We start from the raw sequence: 18595 nt of genomic DNA on the forward strand, positions 1-18595 counted from the left end.
TGAAAATTCCCGAACCCCCATGGGGCACGACTTGCCGGACGCCGCGAATAGCTTTACAACTAGCCGCTCATTGGCCTGGTTCGTCTGAAAAACCATGAATTCGATTTCTCGCGCGGTACCCGAAGTGGCGCTGCAAGCCATCCGCAAGCTGATCACCGAACAAGGTTTCGGGGCGGGGGATGCCTTGCCTTCGCAACGGGACCTGGCGGTGCAATTGGGGGTCAGCCGGGCGTCGTTGCGTGAGGCATTGTCATCCCTGAGTGCGTTGGGCGTGATCAGTATCCAGCCGGGCAAGGGCGTGTTCGTGCAATCGCCGGTCGACTTGCCTCGGGGTGATGCGGCGCCGGGCTGGCCGTTCGCGGCCCAGGCATCGCCGCTGGACATCTTCCAGTTGCGCTACGCATTGGAGGGGTTTGCCGCCGGGCTGGCGGCCGTGACCCTGAGCACCGACGATCTTGATGCCCTGGAAGACAACGTCGCCGCCATGCGCAACGAACTGCGTGCCGCCGACTTTGAGGCGGCGGCGCGGCTGGACTTCGAGTTTCACCGGCGCATCCTGCTGGCCAGCGGCAATCAGGCGATGCTGAGCATCCTGACGGCCAGTGCCGATATCTTTCTGGAGAGCCAGAAGCTACCGTTCATCCGGGCCGAACGGGCCATGGAAACCTGGCAGGAACACCGTAAAATCCTTCGCGCGCTGGCTCGCCGGGCCTCTGGCGCCGCGCAGAAGGCCATGCAGGAACATGTGCGCAACGCTGCGCTTCGCACCGGAATTGCTTTCGTCGCTCCCGCCACTTCGTGACTTGAGCTATACCCAAATTCATGGGCCACCATAGCGAGACTCAATCATCTGCAGCTTCCTGAACGCGGGAAGGGCGGCTATGATGGGCCACGTTTTTTTGCTTACAACCTGGAGACTTCCATGAGCAGCGATCTTATCAAACACGTTAGCGACGCTAGCTTCGAGGCCGACGTACTCAAGGCCGAAGGCGCTGTACTGGTCGACTACTGGGCTGAATGGTGCGGCCCTTGCAAAATGATCGCTCCTGTTCTGGACGAAATCGCTGAGACCTACAAAGGCAAGCTGACCGTAGCCAAACTGAACATCGACGAGAACCAGGAAACCCCGGCCAAGCATGGCGTGCGTGGTATCCCGACGCTGATGCTGTTCAAGAACGGCAACGTCGAAGCCACCAAGGTCGGCGCGCTGTCGAAGTCGCAACTGGCGGCTTTCCTCGACGCCAACATCTAAGCGTTGTTATAAAGTGTCATGAAAAGGCCCCGCATATCGCGGGGCCTTTTCATTATTGAGGGCTAGACGCTCCGAAACTCAGGTGGTACATTCGGCCCCGCACTGGTTTCTCCACTGCCCCCTGCTAGCCGTCGCCGACGCACTCCTTTTCGAATAAGTACGCGATCCTGTCGCCTTCTCTGCGGCGCGGCCTCATTAAGCCAAAAGCTTAATTTCCCCCCTCCATAAATGATTACGTCATTCCTATATGAATCTGACTGAACTCAAGCAAAAGCCGATTACCGAACTGCTCGAATTGGCCGAACAGATGGGCATAGAAAATATGGCCCGTTCGCGCAAGCAGGACGTGATTTTCTCCCTGCTCAAAAAGCACGCTAAAAGCGGCGAGGAAATCTCCGGTGATGGCGTGCTGGAGATTCTCCAGGACGGCTTCGGCTTCCTGCGCTCCGCTGACGCTTCCTATCTCGCCGGCCCGGACGATATCTACGTCTCGCCGAGCCAGATCCGCCGCTTCAACTTGCGCACCGGTGACACCATCGTTGGCAAGATCCGCCCTCCGAAGGAAGGCGAGCGGTATTTCGCGCTGCTCAAGGTCGACACGATCAACTACGATCGTCCCGAGAACGCGAAAAACAAGATTCTCTTCGAGAACCTGACCCCGCTGTTCCCGACTGTGCGCATGAAGATGGAAGCCGGCAACGGTTCCACCGAAGACTTGACCGGTCGTGTCATCGACCTGTGCGCCCCGATCGGCAAAGGCCAGCGCGGCCTGATCGTTGCACCGCCGAAAGCCGGTAAAACGATCATGCTGCAGAACATCGCGGCGAACATCGCGCGTAACAACCCTGAAGTTCATCTGATCGTGCTGCTGATCGACGAACGTCCGGAAGAAGTGACCGAGATGCAGCGCACCGTGCGCGGCGAAGTGGTTGCCTCGACGTTCGACGAGCCGCCAACCCGCCACGTGCAGGTTGCCGAAATGGTGATCGAGAAGGCCAAGCGCCTGGTCGAGCACAAGAAGGACGTGGTGATCCTGCTCGACTCCATCACCCGTCTGGCGCGTGCCTACAACACCGTGATCCCGAGCTCCGGCAAGGTGCTGACTGGTGGTGTCGATGCCCACGCCCTGGAGAAACCGAAACGTTTCTTCGGCGCTGCACGGAACATCGAAGAAGGCGGCTCGCTGACCATCATCGCTACCGCGCTGGTTGAAACCGGCTCGAAGATGGACGAAGTGATCTACGAAGAATTCAAAGGCACCGGCAACATGGAACTGCCTCTGGATCGCAAGATCGCCGAAAAACGTGTGTTCCCGGCCATCAACATCAACCGTTCCGGTACCCGCCGCGAAGAGTTGCTGACCGCCGACGACGAACTGCAGCGTATGTGGATCCTGCGCAAGCTGCTGCACCCGATGGACGAAGTCTCTGCCATCGAGTTCCTGGTCGATAAGCTGAAACAGACCAAGACCAACGACGAGTTCTTCTTGTCGATGAAGCGTAAGTAACACGAAGTACTGTCTGGTCCTGAAGCTGGTTAAATCCATTCAGGACGGGACATACGCTTCAAAAAAGGGCGCCCCGAAAGGGCGCTCTTTTTTTTGCGCAGGGTACTTTGTATCTGGATTGATACTTACTGTGCTGTAAACTGGCGCCCATTCAATGGGTGCCGCCGCCCGCCAACAGCGGATCTATCGCCTCCGTATTCACTCTTGCTGGCGATTGAATCAAGTGTTCTGACAGGTCTTTCCCTGAGTTGGCCTGCGTCGAATATCCGCCGTCGCGTTACCGGTGAGTCCCTTTTTCAATCGGCTTTGTATCAGCAGCGACAAGGGACGTTATGCACACATTTGGCAATCGCCGTGATATCGACGGATTGCGGGCCCTGGCCGTTATTCCGGTCGTGCTGTTTCATTTTGGCTTTAGCACTTTCAGCGGTGGCTTTGTCGGTGTTGATGTCTTCTTTGTCATTTCCGGGTTCCTGATTACCAGCATCCTGTTCCGTGAGATCGACGCGCAGCGTTTCAGCTTCGTCGATTTCTGGGCTCGCCGTGCACGACGGATCATTCCGGCCTTGAGCGTGGTGCTGCTGGCGACGCTGGCTCTGGGCTGGTTGCTGCTGACGGCCAAGGACTTCTCCGAACTGGGACGGACGGTTCGTTATCAGTCGCTGTTTATTTCAAACATTCTGTTCATGCGTGAAGACGGCTATTTCCAGCCCGCGTCGGATTTGAAACCGTTGCTTCATACCTGGTCCTTGGCCGTTGAAGAGCAGTACTACATCTTCTTTCCGCTGTTGATGGTGTTGTTGATGCGCCATGTTCGTCATTGGCGCTGGATGCTGTTTGCCGTGCTGCTGGTGTCTTTCGGGCTCAATATCGCCTATATCGACCGCAAGCCCGATGTCGCTTTCTTCTCGCTGCCAACACGCGCCTGGGAGCTGTTGTGCGGTGCCATGCTCGCGGTTTTGCCCGCGTCAAAACAAGCCGTGCGGCCCTGGCTCTATCAGTCTGTTGGGGTGGCCGGGTTAATGGCGGTCCTGGCGGCGGTTTTCACCTTTGACAAGGCTACGGTGTTTCCAGGCTGGGCGGCTTTACTGCCCGTGCTCGGTGCAACCGCGCTGATCTGGTCAGGCGGGCACGGTTCTACATGGGTCGGTCAGGTTTTGAGTGCTCGCGCGCTGGTATGGATCGGCTTGCTCTCCTATTCCTTGTATCTGTGGCACTGGCCGGTCTACGTCTACGCCAATGCCATTTCGATCGACGGCATTCAGCCCTTGGAGGCTACGGGCTGGATACTGTTGGCGCTGGGCCTTGCATGGTTGAGCTGGCGCTTCGTCGAACTTCCATTCCGTGAAAGACGCCTGCTGGCCAGACGCAAACCCGTGTTGTTGGGGGGCTTGCTGACCATGGTCGCTCTGGCGGTCACCGGTTCGATAGTGCGATCGGCGGACGGGTTTCCTCAACGCCTTACCGGCAAAGCGCTGGAATATGCACTGTCTCGGGATTGGCGGGCCGGGCAGTTGAAATGCATGTCGGTGACCTCGGACAAAAAACTGGACAAGGCGTGTCTGGTGGGGGGTAACGAAGAGGTTCCGGCGACGCAAATGTTCTGGGGTGACAGTCACGCCGCAGCGCTGTTGCCGGCGATCGAAAGTAGCGCAAAACGCGAGAATCGCCCGGTGTGGCTTTACAGCATGAGTGCCTGTCCGCCGCTTCAGAGCGATGACTTACGCCAGCGTTGCAAGGATTTCAACGAACAGACGATGGAGCGGGTTCGCAGCCTGCAGATTAAGGATGTGGTGCTGGCATCCAATTGGAATCTTTACGTTTACGGTCGCGAAGATGGCGATAAAAAGGTTCTGCTTAATCAGCATGACAATACGGCCCAGGCCGAAGAGCGTATGGCCACGGCGCTCAAGGCGCGAGTGGCGGCGTTAAGGGGGGCGGGCGCGCAAGTCTGGTTGTTCAAGGATGTGCCGCTGCAGCGCAAGGGTGCCGTCGACCGACTGACGAGCCTGGCCCGGATCGGGCGTTCGGCCGAGGGGCTGGGCCGGCCGCTCGAAGAGCATCTGGCGCGCCAGCATTTTCTCAGTACCTTGTTCGACTCGATGAGTGCCGCCGACCCAGGTGTACATGTCATCGACCCTACGCCGTTGATGTGTGGGGACCAGGTTTGCAGTATCGAGATCAATGGTCATTCGCAGTACAAGGACGAGGATCATCCTGTCGGACACCGGCAGTGCCCGGTTGAGCCCGTTGTTTGCGCCGGTGCTGCTGGGTGCAAATCACAATTGATTGCTGCTGCGCACTGACAGGCTGCTGTTTGGTCGGCAGAGCAGGTAGGATGTACGCCTATTTTAGGGGTGCCATCATCAATGAAATTCAAGGATCTTCGGGATTTCGTGCAGCAGCTTGAGCAGCGCGGAGAGTTGAAACGCATCCAGATCCCCGTCTCTCCAGTGCTGGAGATGACCGAAGTCTGTGACCGCACGTTGCGAGCCAAAGGCCCGGCGCTGCTGTTCGAGAAACCCACCGGCTATGACATTCCGGTACTCGGCAACCTGTTCGGCACCCCCGAGCGGGTGGCCATGGGCATGGGCGCCGAGTCGGTCAGCGAGCTGCGCGAGATCGGCAAGTTGCTGGCGTTCCTCAAGGAACCCGAGCCGCCGAAGGGCCTGAAGGACGCCTGGTCCAAGCTGCCGATCTTCCGCAAGATCATTGCCATGGCGCCGAAAGTCGTCAAGGACGCGGTGTGCCAGGAAGTGGTGATCGAAGGCGACGACGTCGACCTGGCCATGCTGCCGGTGCAGACCTGCTGGCCGGGCGACGTCGGTCCGCTGATCACCTGGGGCCTGACCGTCACCAAAGGCCCGAACAAGGACCGCCAGAACCTCGGCATCTACCGTCAGCAAGTGATCGGCCGTAACAAGGTAATCATGCGCTGGTTGAGCCACCGTGGCGGCGCGCTGGACTATCGCGAGTGGTGCGAGAAGCATCCCGGCCAGCCGTTCCCGGTGTCCGTGGCCCTGGGCGCTGACCCGGCAACCATTCTTGGCGCCGTGACGCCCGTGCCGGATAGCCTCTCCGAATACGCTTTCGCCGGTCTGTTGCGCGGCAACCGCACCGAACTGGTGAAGTGCCGCGGCAACGACCTGCAGGTGCCGGCCACCGCCGAGATCATCCTCGAAGGTGTGATCCATCCGGGTGAAATGGCCGACGAAGGCCCGTATGGCGACCACACCGGTTACTACAATGAAGTCGACAGCTTCCCGGTATTCACCGTCGAGCGCATCACCCACCGGATCAAACCGATCTACCACAGCACCTACACCGGTCGTCCGCCGGATGAGCCGGCGATTCTCGGTGTGGCGCTGAATGAAGTGTTCGTGCCAATCCTGCAAAAGCAGTTTCCGGAGATCACCGACTTCTACCTGCCGCCCGAAGGTTGCTCGTACCGCATGGCCATCGTGACCATGAAGAAGTCGTATCCCGGCCATGCCAAGCGGGTAATGCTCGGTGTCTGGTCGTTTTTGCGACAGTTCATGTATACCAAGTTCGTTATTGTCACCGACGACGATATCAACGCACGGGACTGGAACGACGTGATCTGGGCCATCACCACGCGCATGGACCCCAAGCGTGACACGGTGATGATCGACAACACGCCGATCGACTACCTCGACTTCGCCTCGCCGGTTTCCGGCCTGGGCTCGAAGATGGGGCTTGATGCCACACATAAATGGCCAGGCGAAACCACCCGCGAGTGGGGCCGGGTCATTGTCAAGGATGAAGCCGTTACCCAACGGATCGATGCCATCTGGAATCAGTTAGGAATAGATTGATGCGTGTAACCTTGCAGCCCTCCGGAGCAGTGCTTGAGATTCTGCCCGGCGAGCGGATTCTCGATGGCGCGCGGCGCCTGGGCTATGAATGCCCGCAAAGCTGTCGCAATGGCAATTGCCATGTGTGCGGCGCATTGCTGGTGGAAGGGCGGGTCGAGCAGGCCGGCGATGTGCGCGACCATGGCGAGTTCTACACTTGCATTGCAGAGCCGCTGGAAGACTGCATCGTGCTGTGGGATGGCGTGCTCGCGCTAGGAGAACTGCCGGTGCGCAGCCTGTCGTGTCAGGTTATTGAATGCAGGGACGTCGGCGGCGATACCTGGCGCGTGCGTCTGCGTGCGCCGGCGGGCAAACCGCCGCGCTATCACGCCGGCCAGTACCTGATGATCGAACGTGAGAATGGCGAAAAGTCAGCCTTCTCCCTGGCCTCTGCTCCGCATTCGGGGCGAGACCTGGAAATTCATGTGCTGGCGCGCGAAAGCAGTGCGCTGAGCCTGATCGGACAGCTTCAGCGCAACCCGATGGTGCGGATCGAGATGCCGTTCGGCGATACCCATCTGGCGGAACTGCCGGACGGTCCACTGGTACTGATTGCCGCCGGGACCGGCATGGGTCAGATCCACAGTCTGATCGAGCATTGCCGCGCCACGGGTTTCAAGCATCCGGTGCATTTGTATTGGGGCGTGCGTCGTCCTGAAGACTTTTATGCCATCGAGCATTGGGACGAATGGCTGAAACTGCCCAATCTGTTCCTGCATAAAGTCGTCAGCGATCAATGCGGCTGGCAGGGGCGCTGCGGCATGTTGCATGAGGCAGTATGTGAAGACTTCCCTGATCTGAAAGCCTTGCACGTCTATGCCAGCGGTTCACCGGCCATGGTCTATGGCACGCTGGATGCGCTGGTTGAAGCTGGAATGGATGCCCATCAGATGCGCGCGGATGTGTTTGCCTACGCGCCGCGATCCTGATCCAGCCCCAATCGTTATAACTCGCTATATAGCCTATCGGTATTTATCTATTTGAATAAATGCCGGTAGGTTATATGTCATTCAGGCAATAAGTTAAAAGCGCTGCCATGGCACTTAAATTGCCTTGATTCATATGTGCCTTATTGTTACAGCGGTGCGTTCTATTAAGTAATTCTTCACTCGCGGGGAGCTGAACGCTATTCGCCATGAGCGCCATTGAATCTGCTTTTTTGAATCTGGCTTACCCTCCGCGGCTCGATCTGGGGCCGCAGCTTACGCACGAACAATTACTCAGCTCGATGCAGTCGACCATGGCGCGTCACAAGGGTGGGCCGGTGTGGCTGTTCGCTTACGGTTCGCTGATCTGGCGCCCTGAATGTGCAGCGGTTGAGCGAGTGCGTGGTCGCGTGCATGGTTACCATCGCGGTTTATACCTGTGGTCCCACGAACATCGCGGTACGCCGGAAGTGCCGGGGCTGGTGTTTGGCCTGGACCGCGGCGGCTCGTGCAGCGGGTTTGCCTATCGCTTGCCCGAAGAACAACTCGAGGCTTCGCTTTATGCGCTCTGGCAGCGTGAAATGCCATTCCCGTCCTATCGCCCACACTGGCTCAACTGCCGTCTTGAAGATGGCAGCCAGGTTCAGGCATTGGGATTCGTTTTGGAACGGCACCTGCCCAGCTATGCCGGCAACTTACCGGATCATGTGCTGAGCCAGGTGTTCGAAAGCGCTTGCGGGCGTTACGGCACCACGCGTGAGTATGTCGAGCAGACCGCCCACGCCCTGCGTAGCCACGCCATGCCAGACCGGAATCTGGAGGCGCGGCTCAAGCGCTGTAAATCAAAGGCTGATCAGGCGAGTACTTCGCGGCTCTGACTGGCGACGTTTTTGTGGCCCAAAGTGGGTGCCAGGAACGCCATCGCCAGCAGGCATGCGATGACCAGCAGGACGAAGCCGCCATCCCAGCCGAAATAGTCCACCGTGTAACCCATCAGGGCACTCGCCGCGACTGAACCACCCAGATAGCCAAACAGACCGGTAAAACCGGCAGCCGTGCCCGCGGCTTTCTTGGGCACCAGCTCCAGCGCTTGCAGGCCGACCAGCATCACCGGGCCGTAGATCAGGAAGCCGATGGCGAACAGCGAGATCATGTCGATCATCGGGTTGCCTGGCGGATTCAGCCAATACACGATCGTCGCAACGGTTACCAACGCCATGAACACCATGCCGGTCAGGCCACGGTTGCCCCGGAAGATCTTGTCCGACATCCAGCCGCATAGCAGCGTGCCCGGAATGCCTGCCCACTCGTACAGGAAGTAAGCCCACGACGTCTTGTCGAAGTCGAAGTGCTTGACCTCTTTGAGGTAGGTCGGCGCCCAGTCCAGAATGCCGTAGCGCAGCAGGTAGACGAAGACGTTGGCCAGGGCGATGAACCAGAGCATTTTGTTGCGCAGCACGTATTTGACGAAGATGTCCTTGGCGCTGAATTCTTCTTCGTGGCTGGCGTCGTAACCTTCCGGATAATCGTTCTTGTACTTCTCGATGGGCGGCAGGCCTGTCGACTGCGGCGTATCGCGCATGACAATGAAGGCAAATACAGCGACCAACAGCGCCACGGCAGCCGGTACGTAGAACTTGCTGTGCCAGTCGTTGAACCAGCCCATGCCGAGAATTGCCAGCGGGCCGATCAAGCCTCCGCCAACGTTATGCGCGGTGTTCCAGACCGAAACCACACCGCCGCGTTCCTTCTGCGACCACCAGTGCACCATGGTTCGCCCGCTCGGCGGCCAACCCATGCCTTGCGCCCAGCCGTTGATGAACAACAGGATGAACATCATGGTCACGCTGGACGTTGCCCAAGGTGCGAAACCGAAAACGAACATCACCCCAGCGGACATCACCAGGCCAAAGGGCAGGAAGTAACGCGGGTTGGAGCGGTCGGACACGATGCCCATCAGAAACTTGGACAGGCCGTAGGCGATTGCAATCGCCGACATCGCCACACCCAATTGCCCTTTTGTATAGCCTTGGGCGATCAGGTCCGGGAACGCCAGGGTGAAGTTCTTGCGCAGCAGGTAGTAACCCGCATAGCCAATGAAAATCCCTGCGAAGATTTGCCAGCGCAGGCGCCGGTAGGTGCTGTCTATTTTTTCTTCAGGCAATGGAGCCTGATGTGCGGCAGGACGAAAGAAAGCAAACATTCAAGAGCTCCAGATTTCTTGTTTTGACTGCGAATGCGAATGTTACAGTTTCGTTACCGAAAATAGCATCGGTTCGCAGCCGCAAAACAGCGGAAATATTGGAGATCGCATGTTCTTTTATGAACCTGTCGCTCAGGTATAAATAGAGGGCGGTATAGGAATGGCGAACCCGGGTCGCAGGGTGGGCGACCCGGGCAGGCAAACAATCAGCGAACCTGAACCACCACTTTCCCGACCGCCTTGCGCTGGCCAAGGTCATTGATGGCTTGCGCCGCCTTGTTCAGCGGATACACCTGAGACACCAGCGGCTTCAACTTGCCCTCGGCAAACCAGCCAAACAGTTGCTGGAAGTTTGCTGCGTTGTCCTGCGGCTGGCGTTGGGCGAAGGAACCCCAGAACACGCCGATTACCGCCGCACCCTTGAGCAGCGCCAGGTTCACGGGCAGCTCAGGAATGCGTCCGCTGGCGAAGCCGACCACCAACAGGCGGCCGTTCCAGGCGATGGCGCGGATGGCCTGGTCGAACAGATCGCCGCCCACCGGATCGTAGATCACGTCGGCGCCCTGGCCATCGGTCAGGCGTTTGATTTCGTCTTTGAGGCTGGTTTCGCTGTAGTTGATCAGCTCATCGGCGCCGGCGGCTTTGGCCACCGCGAGTTTTTCCGCACTGCTGGCGGCAGCGATCACCCGGGCGCCCATGGCTTTGCCGATCTCCACGGCGGCGAGGCCGACGCCGCCGGAAGCGCCGAGTACCAGCAAGGTTTCGCCGGGTTGCAGGTTGCCCCGTTGCTTGAGGGCGTGCATTGAAGTGCCGTAGGTCATGCTGAATGCGGCGGCGGTGTTGAAGTCCATCGAGGGCGGAATCGGCAGTACGTTGTAGCCCGGTACCGCGACCTGCTCGGCGAAGCTGCCCCAGCCCGTCAGGGCCATGACCCGATCACCGACCTTGAGGTGACTGACCTTTTCACCCATCGCGCTGACCACGCCGGCCGCTTCGCCGCCCGGTGAAAACGGGAAGGGCGGTTTGAACTGGTATTTACCCTCGATGATCAGCGTATCCGGGAAGTTCACTCCGGCGGCGTGCACGTCCAGCAGGATTTCGTTCTTCTTCGCAACAGGACTGGCGACGTCTTCCAGCACCAGCGATTCGGCGGGGCCGAAGGCTTTGCACAGCACGGCTTTCATCAGGGCTATTCCTTTGGGAGTGATGGCCGATAAGTGTAGGTGTGTGAGTCATTGGGTCAACGAGCATGCCCGACCCTGATAGTCAGCCATAAGCTTGTGCTTGAGCGGCGGGTCGTTATGCTTGGCCGCAAACCGGATAAGGAGCGAATTGTGAAAGCGTGGATCATGTTGATGCTGGCCCTGTCTCTGCCTGTGGCAGCGATGGCCGAAGAAGCCAAAGAAGGTGAAGCCCCGAAGGTCAACTACATCACCCTGAGCCCGCCGTTCGTGGGCAACTATGGGTTGGATGGTACGCCGAAACTCAAGGTCTATAAGGCTGACGTGGCGTTGCGGGTGACCGGTGACGAGGCGACCAAGGCGGTGAAGGCCAATGAGCCCCTGATTCGTAATCAGTTGGTGGCATTGTTTGCGCAGCAGACCACTGAAACCATGAACAACGTCGAAGCCAAGGAAAAGCTGCGTCAGGAAGCCTTGAAGCAGACCCAGCAAGTGATGAACGACGAGACCGGCAAGCCGGTGGTTGAGGATCTGTTGTTCAACAACCTCATTATCCAGTAAGGCTTTTGTTGTCTGAGCGCGCCTCATCGCGGGCAAGCCCGCTCCCACAGGGTTCGGCACAGTTCCTGTGGGAGCGGGCTTGCTCGCGATGACATTCGGAGTAGCGCTGGAAATTTTACGGTTTGAGCGCCATCACCGCCGCCCATTGCTCGGCAGTGACAGGCATCACCGACAATCGCGAGCCTTTCTGCACCAGGGGCATCTCGGCCAGCGCCGTTTGCTGCTTCAGATAATCGAGCTTCAGTACCCTGGGAAACGTCTCGACATGCGCGACATCGATCGCGCTCCAGGCGTTTTTCTCGGCAGTAGCCTTGGGATCGAAATAATGACTCTCCGGCTCCAGCGCCGTCGGGTCCGGATACGCCGCCTCGACAATCTTTCCGACCCCGGCAATCCCGGGCTCCGGGCAGCTGGAATGGTAGAAAAAAAACTCATCCCCCACCGCCATGGCACGCAGGAAGTTGCGCGCCTGGTAGTTGCGAACCCCGTCCCAGCGCGCTCGGCCAAGCTTCTCCAGGTCTTTGATCGAGAGTTCGTCGGGTTCGGATTTCATCAGCCAATAGGCCATGGTTTTTGCTCCTTGCGAGGTGTGCGGGCAAGTGGTCGGTCAATTTTATGACAAACCGACAGTCGGTTGACGCCAGCGTTTGCGTGTCGGTTCACGTTGTCGCAAAATGCCGGCCTTCTAAGCTTGACGCTGCTGCACGGCCTACACCTACAACGGAAACCGCTGCTGTCATCGTGTTGATGTGCCTTTGGGGGGCAATCGATGAAACGCAAACCGGATTTACTATGGATTTTGGTTATTTTGTTCGGCCTTGGTGTCGTGACCACCGGCTATGCCCAAAGCCTGTGGAACAACAAACCCGATGCTCCGGTCGAGATCGCGCAGCAACAGCCGTCGGCCTTCAAGCGCTGAACCTGTCTTCTGGACGCCGCTGACTCCAGTGGCGTCTAGCCCGCGAAATACCACGCCTTGTCCGTAACGGTTCCCTGTAACGGCACATCCCAGCTCGCCTGAGCCAACCGTTGAACCTTCTGACATTCATGGGCCAGGCCCAGCAGCGTCGGCTTGCGCCAGTCTTTTCGGCGTGCCAGGTACGCCAGGCTTCGGTCGTAGAAGCCGCCGCCCATCCCCAGACGCCCGCCGACATCGTCAAACCCCACCAGTGGCAACAACACCAGATCCAGCGCCCAGACCTTGCGTTGCCGGGCGATGTTGTGCCGTGGTTCGGGGATGCGAAAACGGTTGGGCTTGAGCTTTTCGCCGGGGCGAATCCGCTGGAACACCATTTTGGTTCGCGGCCAGGCACTGAGTACCGGCAGATATGTCGCCTTGCCCCGGCGTTGCGCGGCACGCATCAGCAGGCGTGGATCGATTTCACCGTCGGTGGGCAGGTACAAGGAGATGTGTTTTGCGCGGCGGAACAGCGGGTGCTGGGCCAATTGTTTATACAGCCCGCGAGCAGCCTGGCGCTGCTGACTGGGGGTCAGTGCGCGGCGGGCTTTGCGCAGCATGCGTCGAAGTTGCGGGCGGGGCAGCAGCGCAGGTTCGGTCATGGATCAGGGCTTCAGAAGTGCGGGTACTGAAGCGTACCCGTAAAAAAGCCGATGCCGGTATGAAAACCGGCATCGGACTGAAATAAGGCTCCCCGGATGAACCGCTGTCGACTTAGCCCTTGAACCCGAAAGTTCAAGGTGGAAGATGCAGTAGGCTTTAAGGCTTTCCGTCTAGCGGACATGCACACCAGCCCAACGTGCAACCTCCAGGGTAGTGCGAATCGGCTCAGGGACGTCGTCAACTGGCAAGCACCCCAGGGAGTGATGCGAGTATACCCCAAGCGGTTTCGCGTTTCAGCCCTTGGTGACATCCGGATCGGTCGACAGCACCAGATCGACGCGGTCCAGCAGGTCGCGAACCTGCTCGCGGGTCGAGCTGCTGGCCTGTACATCCGGGCGTTCTTCCTTGTGCAGAAGATCGTGCGTGATGTTCAGCGCGGCCATCACGGCGATGCGGTCGGCGCCGATGACTTTGCCGCTGCTGCGGATTTCGCGCATCTTGCCGTCCAGGTAGCGGGCGGCGCTGATCAGGTTGCTGCGCTCTTCCTGGGGGCAGATGATCGAATACTCTTTGTCGAGGATCTGCACGGTAACGCTATTGCTTGAACTCATGAGTCTTGCTCCAGGGCCTTGAGGCGCGAAATCATCGATTCGACCTTACGCCGGGCGATTTCATTTTTTTCAATGAGGTGCGCGCGTTCTTCGCGCCAGCTCTTTTCCTGAGCTAATAGGAGTCCATTCTGACTCTTTAGTTGCTCGACTCGAGTAATTAGCAGTTCGAGTCTGGCCATCAGCGCTTGCAGGTCGGTGTCTTCCATTGTGTCCACGTGTTCGTCTGATGGGAGGTAGCTGGCGGACAGCCTTTAATAGTCTTGGCGAGTCTGTCGATGTAGGATACAAGGCCTTCATTCTAGACATAGCGCCGTCTGGCGCCTAGCTACCCATGCCCATTCAGAATTCTCCGTACCAAGCCTTTGCCACCCTGCTGAGTACCAGCGGCCATCCCGTCTCGCCTGCCGAACTGCATGGCCTGCTGCTCGGTCGCAGTTGCGCCGGTGCCGGTTTCGAAGCCGACAGCTGGCTGGCAGACGCCGCCGAACTGCTCGAAGGCGAGCCGCAAGACAACGTTCGCAACGCCTTGATCGGCCTGCAAGAGATGGTCAAGGGCGAGCTGACCAGCGACGACATGACTGTGGTTCTGTTGCTGCCGACCGACGACGCGCCGCTCACCGAACGCGCGGCCGCGCTGGGCCAGTGGTGCCAGGGCTTCCTCGCCGGCTTTGGCCTGACCCGCCGTGAATACGCGTTGAGCGAAGAAGCTAAAGAAGTGTTGCAGGATCTGGCGGCGATTTCTCAGGTCCAGGATGCCCTGGAAGAGTCCGACGACGGCGAAAGCGACTACATGGAAGTCATGGAGTACCTGCGCGTCGCTCCGTTGCTGCTGTTCACCGAAACCAAGAAAACCGACGAAGCGGCTGCCAAACCGTCGTTGCATTAATCGCGTGCCAGGGAAAGCCATCTGCCCATGATTCATATCCCGAAATCGGAATACAGCCGTCGCCGCAAGGCCCTGATGGCGCAGATGGAACCCAACAGCATCGCCATCCTGCCCGCCGCCGCGGTGGCCATCCGCAACCGCGACGTCGAGCACGTTTACCGTCAGGACAGCGACTTCCAGTACCTCAGCGGCTTTCCCGAGCCTCAGGCCGTTATCGTTTTGATTCCCGGTCGCGAACATGGCGAGTACATCCTGTTCTGTCGTGAACGCAATGCCGAGCGAGAGCTGTGGGACGGTCTGCGCGCCGGCCAGGAAGGCGCGATCCGCGACTTTGGCGCCGATGACGCTTTCCCGATCACCGACATCGACGACATCCTGCCGGGTCTGATCGAAGGCCGCGACCGGGTGTATTCGGCCATGGGCAGCAACCCGGAATTCGATCGACACCTGATGGACTGGATCAATGTGATCCGCTCCAAGGCGAATCTCGGCGCTCAGCCGCCGAACGAATTCGTTGCCCTGGATCATCTGCTTCACGACATGCGCCTGTATAAATCGGCGGCAGAAGTGAAGGTGATGCGCGAAGCCGCGCGGATTTCCGCCCAGGCACATATCCGTGCGATGCAGGCCAGTCGTGCCGGTTTGCATGAGTTCAGCCTCGAAGCCGAACTCGATTACGAATTCCGCAAGGGCGGCGCGAAAATGCCGGCCTATGGCTCGATCGTCGCGGCGGGGCGCAACAGCTGCATCCTGCATTACCAGCAGAATGACGCGGTGCTCAAGGATGGCGATCTGGTGTTGATCGATGCCGGTTGCGAGATCGACTGCTACGCCAGTGATATCACCCGCACCTGGCCGGTCAACGGCAAGTATTCACCCGAACAGAAAGCGATTTACGAGTTGGTGCTGGCTTCCCAGGAAGCGGCGTTTGCCGAAATCGCCCCGAACAAACACTGGAATCAGGCTCATGAAGCCACGGTTCGGGTCATTACCACGGGCCTTGTGACGTTGGGCCTGTTGCAGGGCGACGTTGATGAACTGATCGCCAGCGAAGCCTACAAGGCGTTTTACATGCACCGCGCCGGCCACTGGCTGGGCATGGATGTGCATGATGTTGGCGAGTACAAGGTCGGCGGCGAATGGCGCGTGCTGGAAGTCGGCATGGCGCTGACGGTCGAGCCGGGCATATACATTGCCCTGGACAACCAGAACGTGGCGAAGAAATGGCGCGGCATTGGCGTGCGCATCGAGGACGACGTGGTGGTCACCAAAACCGGTTGTGAAATCCTGACGAACGGCGTGCCGAAAACGGTCGCCGAGATCGAGGCCTTGATGGCCGCCGCACGGACACACGCGGCATGAGTCGAGTCAATCTGGCAATCATCGGCGGTGGCCTGGTTGGCGCCAGCCTGGCGTTGGCGTTGCAGGCCGGGGCCAAGGCCCGTGGCTGGAAGATCGTGCTGATCGAGCCGTTCGCCCCCGGCGACACCTATCAACCGAGCTATGACGCCCGCTCTTCGGCGTTGTCCTTCGGCGCCCGGCAGATTTATCAACGGCTGGGCGTGTGGCAGGAAATCTCCCGCCGCGCCGAGCCGATCAAGCAAATTCATGTCTCCGACCGTGGGCGTTTTTCCACTGCGCGGTTGTCGGCGATGGAAGAGGGCGTTCCAGCGCTGGGTTATGTGGTGGAAAACGCCTGGCTCGGCCAATGCCTCTGGCACAGTCTGGACAAGGACGTGATCAGTTGGCGTTGCCCGGCGGAGGTCACCGGCATGGAACCGCTGACCGACGGCTATCGCCTGACGCTCAACGATGAAACCCTGGTGGAATGCGACCTCGCGGTGTTGGCCGATGGCGGCCGTTCGGGCTTGCGTGAACAACTGGGGATCGGTATCAAGAAACGCCCGTACAACCAGAGCGCGCTGATCGCCAACATCACTCCGAGCGAAGCGCACAACGGCATGGCCTTCGAGCGCTTCACCGACGATGGCCCAATGGCTTTGTTGCCGTTGCCGGAAAACCGCTGCGCCTTGGTCTGGACCCGTCTGGGCATGGACGCCCAACGACTGGCGGCCCTTGATGACCGCAGCTTTCTCAACGAGCTGCAGGGCGTGTTCGGTTATCGCCTCGGCATGCTGAAACAGGTCGGTGCACGCAATTTGTATCCGCTGTCGCTGATCGAAGCCGAGGAGCAAGTTCGCCCGCATCTGGCGATCCTCGGCAACGCCGCCCACAGCCTGCATCCGATTGCCGGGCAAGGGTTCAACCTGTCGCTGCGCGATGCCCAGGCCTTGGCCGACACCTTGTTGGCTAGCGAGACCGCGCTCGGCGATTTCACCACGTTGCAGGCTTATCGCGAGCGCCAGCGTCTGGACCAGAACCTGACCGTGGGTTTCTCCGATCAGGTCACCCGGTTGTTCGGCAGCACCCAGCCGCTGGTTTCCCTGGGCCGCAACATCGGCCTGCTCGGCCTCGATCTGCTGCCGCCGGCCAAACGCTGGTTCGCCCGGCAGGCCATGGGCCTGGGTACACGTCCTGATGTTTAAGTGGTTGACGAACCCAGTCGATATTCACGACGGCGCAGGCACCTTGGTGGCGTGCGTCGAGAAAACCCTTTACGTGCGGCTCAAGCCGCAAGCGAGACAGGCCTAAAGCATGGAAATGCGCGCAGATCTGCTGATTGTCGGGGCCGGAATGGTCGGCAGCGCCTTGGCGCTGGCGCTACAAAACAGTGGGCTTGAAGTCCTGCTGCTGGACGGCAGCCCCCTGAGCGTCAAACCCTTCGATGCTCAGGCGCCGTTCGAACCGCGGGTGAGCGCTTTGTCGGCCGCCAGCCAGCGAATACTCGAACGCCTGGGTGTCTGGGATGGCATCGCCAATCGACGCAGCAGCCCTTACACCGACATGCATGTCTGGGACGGCAGCGGCACTGGGCAGATCCATTTCTCGGCGACCAGCGTGCATGCCGACGTACTCGGGCATATCGTCGAGAACCGTGTGGTTCAGGACGCCTTGCTCGACCGACTGCACGACTGCGACCTCGGAATGCTGGCCAATGCGCGTCTGGAACAGATGCGCCGCTCCGGTGACGACTGGCTGCTGACCCTCGCCGATGGCCGCACCTTGCGGGCGCCGTTGGTGATCGCGGCGGACGGCGCCAACTCAGCCGTTCGACGCCTGACCGGCGTTGCGACGCGCGAGTGGGATTACATGCATCACGCGATCGTTACCAGTGTGCGCAGTTCAAAGCCTCATCAGATGACCGCGCGGCAGCGATTCACCGACAACGGCCCGCTGGCGTTTTTGCCGCTGGAACGGGATGGCCAGCAGGATTGGTGCTCGATCGTCTGGTCGACCACGCCGAGCGAAGCCGAACGCCTGATGGCGCTGGACGACAAAGGCTTTTGCAAGGAGCTGGAGCGGGCCTTCGAAGGCTGCCTCGGCACGGTACTCAGTGCCGACCCGCGTCTGTGCGTGCCGCTGCGTCAGCGCCATGCCAAGCGTTACGTGGCTGAAGGCCTGGCGCTGATCGGCGACGCGGCCCACACCATTCATCCGCTGGCCGGGCAGGGCGTGAACCTCGGTTTCCTCGATGCTGCGGTGCTGGCCGAAGTGCTGCTGCAAGCAGCCGCGCGCGGCGAGCGGTTGGCGGATGTGAAAGTGCTCAGTCGCTACGAGCGTCGGCGCATGCCCCATAACCTGGCGTTGATGGCGGCGATGGAAGGGTTCGAGCGCTTGTTCCAGGCCGACCCGTTGCCGGTGCGCTGGTTGCGCAATACCGGGTTGAAGATGGTTGACCAGATGCCCGAGGCCAAGGCGTTGTTCGTGCGCGAAGCGCTTGGGTTGATCGGGGATTTGCCGGCGTTGGCCAAGGCCTGAAGCGGGCACGGCCCTGTGGCGAGGGGGCTTGTCGGATCGCCGCACCGCCCCGTTGGACTGCGAAGCAGTCCCGGCATTTTCCCAGACAAAATCTGCAATCCAATTTGCGACCGCTGCTCACTCGAACGGGGGGCAAGCCCCCTCGCCATTGTC

The 18595-nt window shown here is 59.7% G+C and carries 18 protein-coding genes, 1 other RNA gene and 2 pseudogenes; 14 read left to right on the forward strand and 7 right to left on the reverse strand.

Going from position 1 to position 18595, the window contains the following annotated elements; genetic code table 11:
• Positions 1–94 precede the first annotated feature (94 nt).
• The 7 genes and pseudogenes from ACZ9BB_RS25215 (at position 95) to ACZ9BB_RS25245 (ending at position 8438) form a co-directional block, all read left to right on the forward strand.
• Positions 95–802 (forward strand): FadR/GntR family transcriptional regulator, encoded by a 708-nt coding sequence (locus tag ACZ9BB_RS25215; RefSeq protein ID WP_063342184.1) that lies wholly within the window; start codon positions 95–97, stop codon positions 800–802.
• 120 nt (positions 803–922) lie between these two features.
• Positions 923–1252: a thioredoxin TrxA gene (trxA, locus tag ACZ9BB_RS25220; RefSeq protein ID WP_003206727.1), complete on the forward strand. Its 330-nt coding sequence runs from the start codon at positions 923–925 to the stop codon at positions 1250–1252.
• 247 nt (positions 1253–1499) lie between these two features.
• Positions 1500–2759 (forward strand): transcription termination factor Rho, encoded by a 1260-nt coding sequence (gene rho, locus ACZ9BB_RS25225; RefSeq protein WP_007899384.1) that lies wholly within the window; start codon positions 1500–1502, stop codon positions 2757–2759.
• Positions 2760–3091: 332 nt separating this feature from the next.
• Positions 3092–5048 (forward strand): annotated as a pseudogene (locus ACZ9BB_RS25230) (acyltransferase family protein).
• Between the two features lie 80 nt (positions 5049–5128).
• Positions 5129–6595 (forward strand): 4-hydroxy-3-polyprenylbenzoate decarboxylase, encoded by a 1467-nt coding sequence (gene ubiD / locus ACZ9BB_RS25235; protein ID WP_105340703.1) that lies wholly within the window; start codon positions 5129–5131, stop codon positions 6593–6595.
• Complete coding sequence (locus ACZ9BB_RS25240) at positions 6595–7563, forward strand: CDP-6-deoxy-delta-3,4-glucoseen reductase (RefSeq protein WP_476217215.1); 969 nt, start codon at positions 6595–6597, stop codon at positions 7561–7563. The genes ubiD and ACZ9BB_RS25240 overlap by 1 nt, the downstream gene beginning before the upstream one ends.
• A gap of 206 nt (positions 7564–7769) precedes the next feature.
• Entirely contained in the window at positions 7770–8438 is a 669-nt protein-coding gene (locus ACZ9BB_RS25245; protein ID WP_476217217.1) for a gamma-glutamylcyclotransferase, read from the forward strand.
• On the opposite strand, the gene glpT is transcribed toward ACZ9BB_RS25245, so the two are convergent.
• Together glpT and ACZ9BB_RS25255 are read right to left on the reverse strand one after the other, a co-directional pair.
• Positions 8414–9763 (reverse strand): glycerol-3-phosphate transporter, encoded by a 1350-nt coding sequence (glpT, locus tag ACZ9BB_RS25250; RefSeq protein WP_476217219.1) that lies wholly within the window; start codon positions 9761–9763, stop codon positions 8414–8416. The two genes, ACZ9BB_RS25245 and glpT, sit on opposite strands and share 25 nt — an antisense overlap.
• A gap of 206 nt (positions 9764–9969) precedes the next feature.
• Positions 9970–10947: an NADPH:quinone oxidoreductase family protein gene (locus ACZ9BB_RS25255; protein WP_476217221.1), complete on the reverse strand. Its 978-nt coding sequence runs from the start codon at positions 10945–10947 to the stop codon at positions 9970–9972.
• 150 nt (positions 10948–11097) lie between these two features.
• Here ACZ9BB_RS25255 and ACZ9BB_RS25260 point away from each other — a divergent pair, with 150 nt between their 5' ends.
• Complete coding sequence (locus ACZ9BB_RS25260; RefSeq protein WP_019580533.1) at positions 11098–11505, forward strand: flagellar basal body-associated protein FliL; 408 nt, start codon at positions 11098–11100, stop codon at positions 11503–11505.
• Between the two features lie 115 nt (positions 11506–11620).
• Here the strand turns inward: ACZ9BB_RS25260 and ACZ9BB_RS25265 are convergent, their stop codons facing one another.
• Positions 11621–12073 carry an EVE domain-containing protein gene (locus tag ACZ9BB_RS25265; RefSeq protein WP_476217224.1) on the reverse strand — a complete coding sequence of 151 codons (453 nt, stop codon included), beginning with the start codon at positions 12071–12073 and terminating at the stop codon, positions 11621–11623.
• 201 nt (positions 12074–12274) lie between these two features.
• Between ACZ9BB_RS25265 and ACZ9BB_RS25270 the strand changes: the two genes are divergently transcribed.
• Positions 12275–12424 (forward strand): hypothetical protein, encoded by a 150-nt coding sequence (locus ACZ9BB_RS25270; RefSeq protein ID WP_018927582.1) that lies wholly within the window; start codon positions 12275–12277, stop codon positions 12422–12424.
• 35 nt (positions 12425–12459) lie between these two features.
• On the opposite strand, the gene ACZ9BB_RS25275 is transcribed toward ACZ9BB_RS25270, so the two are convergent.
• From ACZ9BB_RS25275 to ACZ9BB_RS25290, 4 genes are all read right to left on the reverse strand, one after another.
• Positions 12460–13065, reverse strand: coding sequence for a 5-formyltetrahydrofolate cyclo-ligase (locus tag ACZ9BB_RS25275; RefSeq protein ID WP_476217226.1), 606 nt, complete (start codon positions 13063–13065; stop codon positions 12460–12462).
• An 85-nt stretch (positions 13066–13150) separates the two neighbouring features.
• Positions 13151–13329: non-coding RNA, 6S RNA (gene ssrS, locus ACZ9BB_RS25280), on the reverse strand.
• 30 nt (positions 13330–13359) lie between these two features.
• On the reverse strand, positions 13360–13677 hold the full coding sequence (locus ACZ9BB_RS25285) for a cell division protein ZapA (RefSeq protein WP_258698566.1): 318 nt from the start codon (positions 13675–13677) through the stop codon (positions 13360–13362).
• Positions 13674–13883 (reverse strand): TIGR02449 family protein, encoded by a 210-nt coding sequence (locus ACZ9BB_RS25290; RefSeq protein ID WP_007899405.1) that lies wholly within the window; start codon positions 13881–13883, stop codon positions 13674–13676. The genes ACZ9BB_RS25285 and ACZ9BB_RS25290 overlap by 4 nt, the downstream gene beginning before the upstream one ends.
• Before the next feature lie 125 nt (positions 13884–14008).
• Here ACZ9BB_RS25290 and ACZ9BB_RS25295 point away from each other — a divergent pair, with 125 nt between their 5' ends.
• The 5 genes and pseudogenes from ACZ9BB_RS25295 (at position 14009) to ACZ9BB_RS25315 (ending at position 18442) form a co-directional block, all read left to right on the forward strand.
• Positions 14009–14563 carry a YecA/YgfB family protein gene (locus ACZ9BB_RS25295; RefSeq protein ID WP_063342189.1) on the forward strand — a complete coding sequence of 185 codons (555 nt, stop codon included), beginning with the start codon at positions 14009–14011 and terminating at the stop codon, positions 14561–14563.
• A 27-nt stretch (positions 14564–14590) separates the two neighbouring features.
• On the forward strand, positions 14591–15925 hold the full coding sequence (pepP, locus tag ACZ9BB_RS25300; protein WP_476217229.1) for a Xaa-Pro aminopeptidase: 1335 nt from the start codon (positions 14591–14593) through the stop codon (positions 15923–15925).
• Complete coding sequence (ubiH, locus tag ACZ9BB_RS25305) at positions 15922–17109, forward strand: 2-octaprenyl-6-methoxyphenyl hydroxylase (RefSeq protein ID WP_476217231.1); 1188 nt, start codon at positions 15922–15924, stop codon at positions 17107–17109. The genes pepP and ubiH overlap by 4 nt, the downstream gene beginning before the upstream one ends.
• 16 nt (positions 17110–17125) lie before the next feature.
• A pseudogene (locus ACZ9BB_RS25310) lies at positions 17126–17215 on the forward strand (tetrameric acyl-CoA thioesterase); the annotation flags it as partial.
• Between the two features lie 9 nt (positions 17216–17224).
• On the forward strand, positions 17225–18442 hold the full coding sequence (locus ACZ9BB_RS25315) for a 2-octaprenyl-3-methyl-6-methoxy-1,4-benzoquinol hydroxylase (RefSeq protein WP_476218417.1): 1218 nt from the start codon (positions 17225–17227) through the stop codon (positions 18440–18442).
• Positions 18443–18595: the final 153 nt, after the last annotated feature.

The sequence above is a fragment of the Pseudomonas sp. TE3552 genome (genome assembly GCF_056278945.1).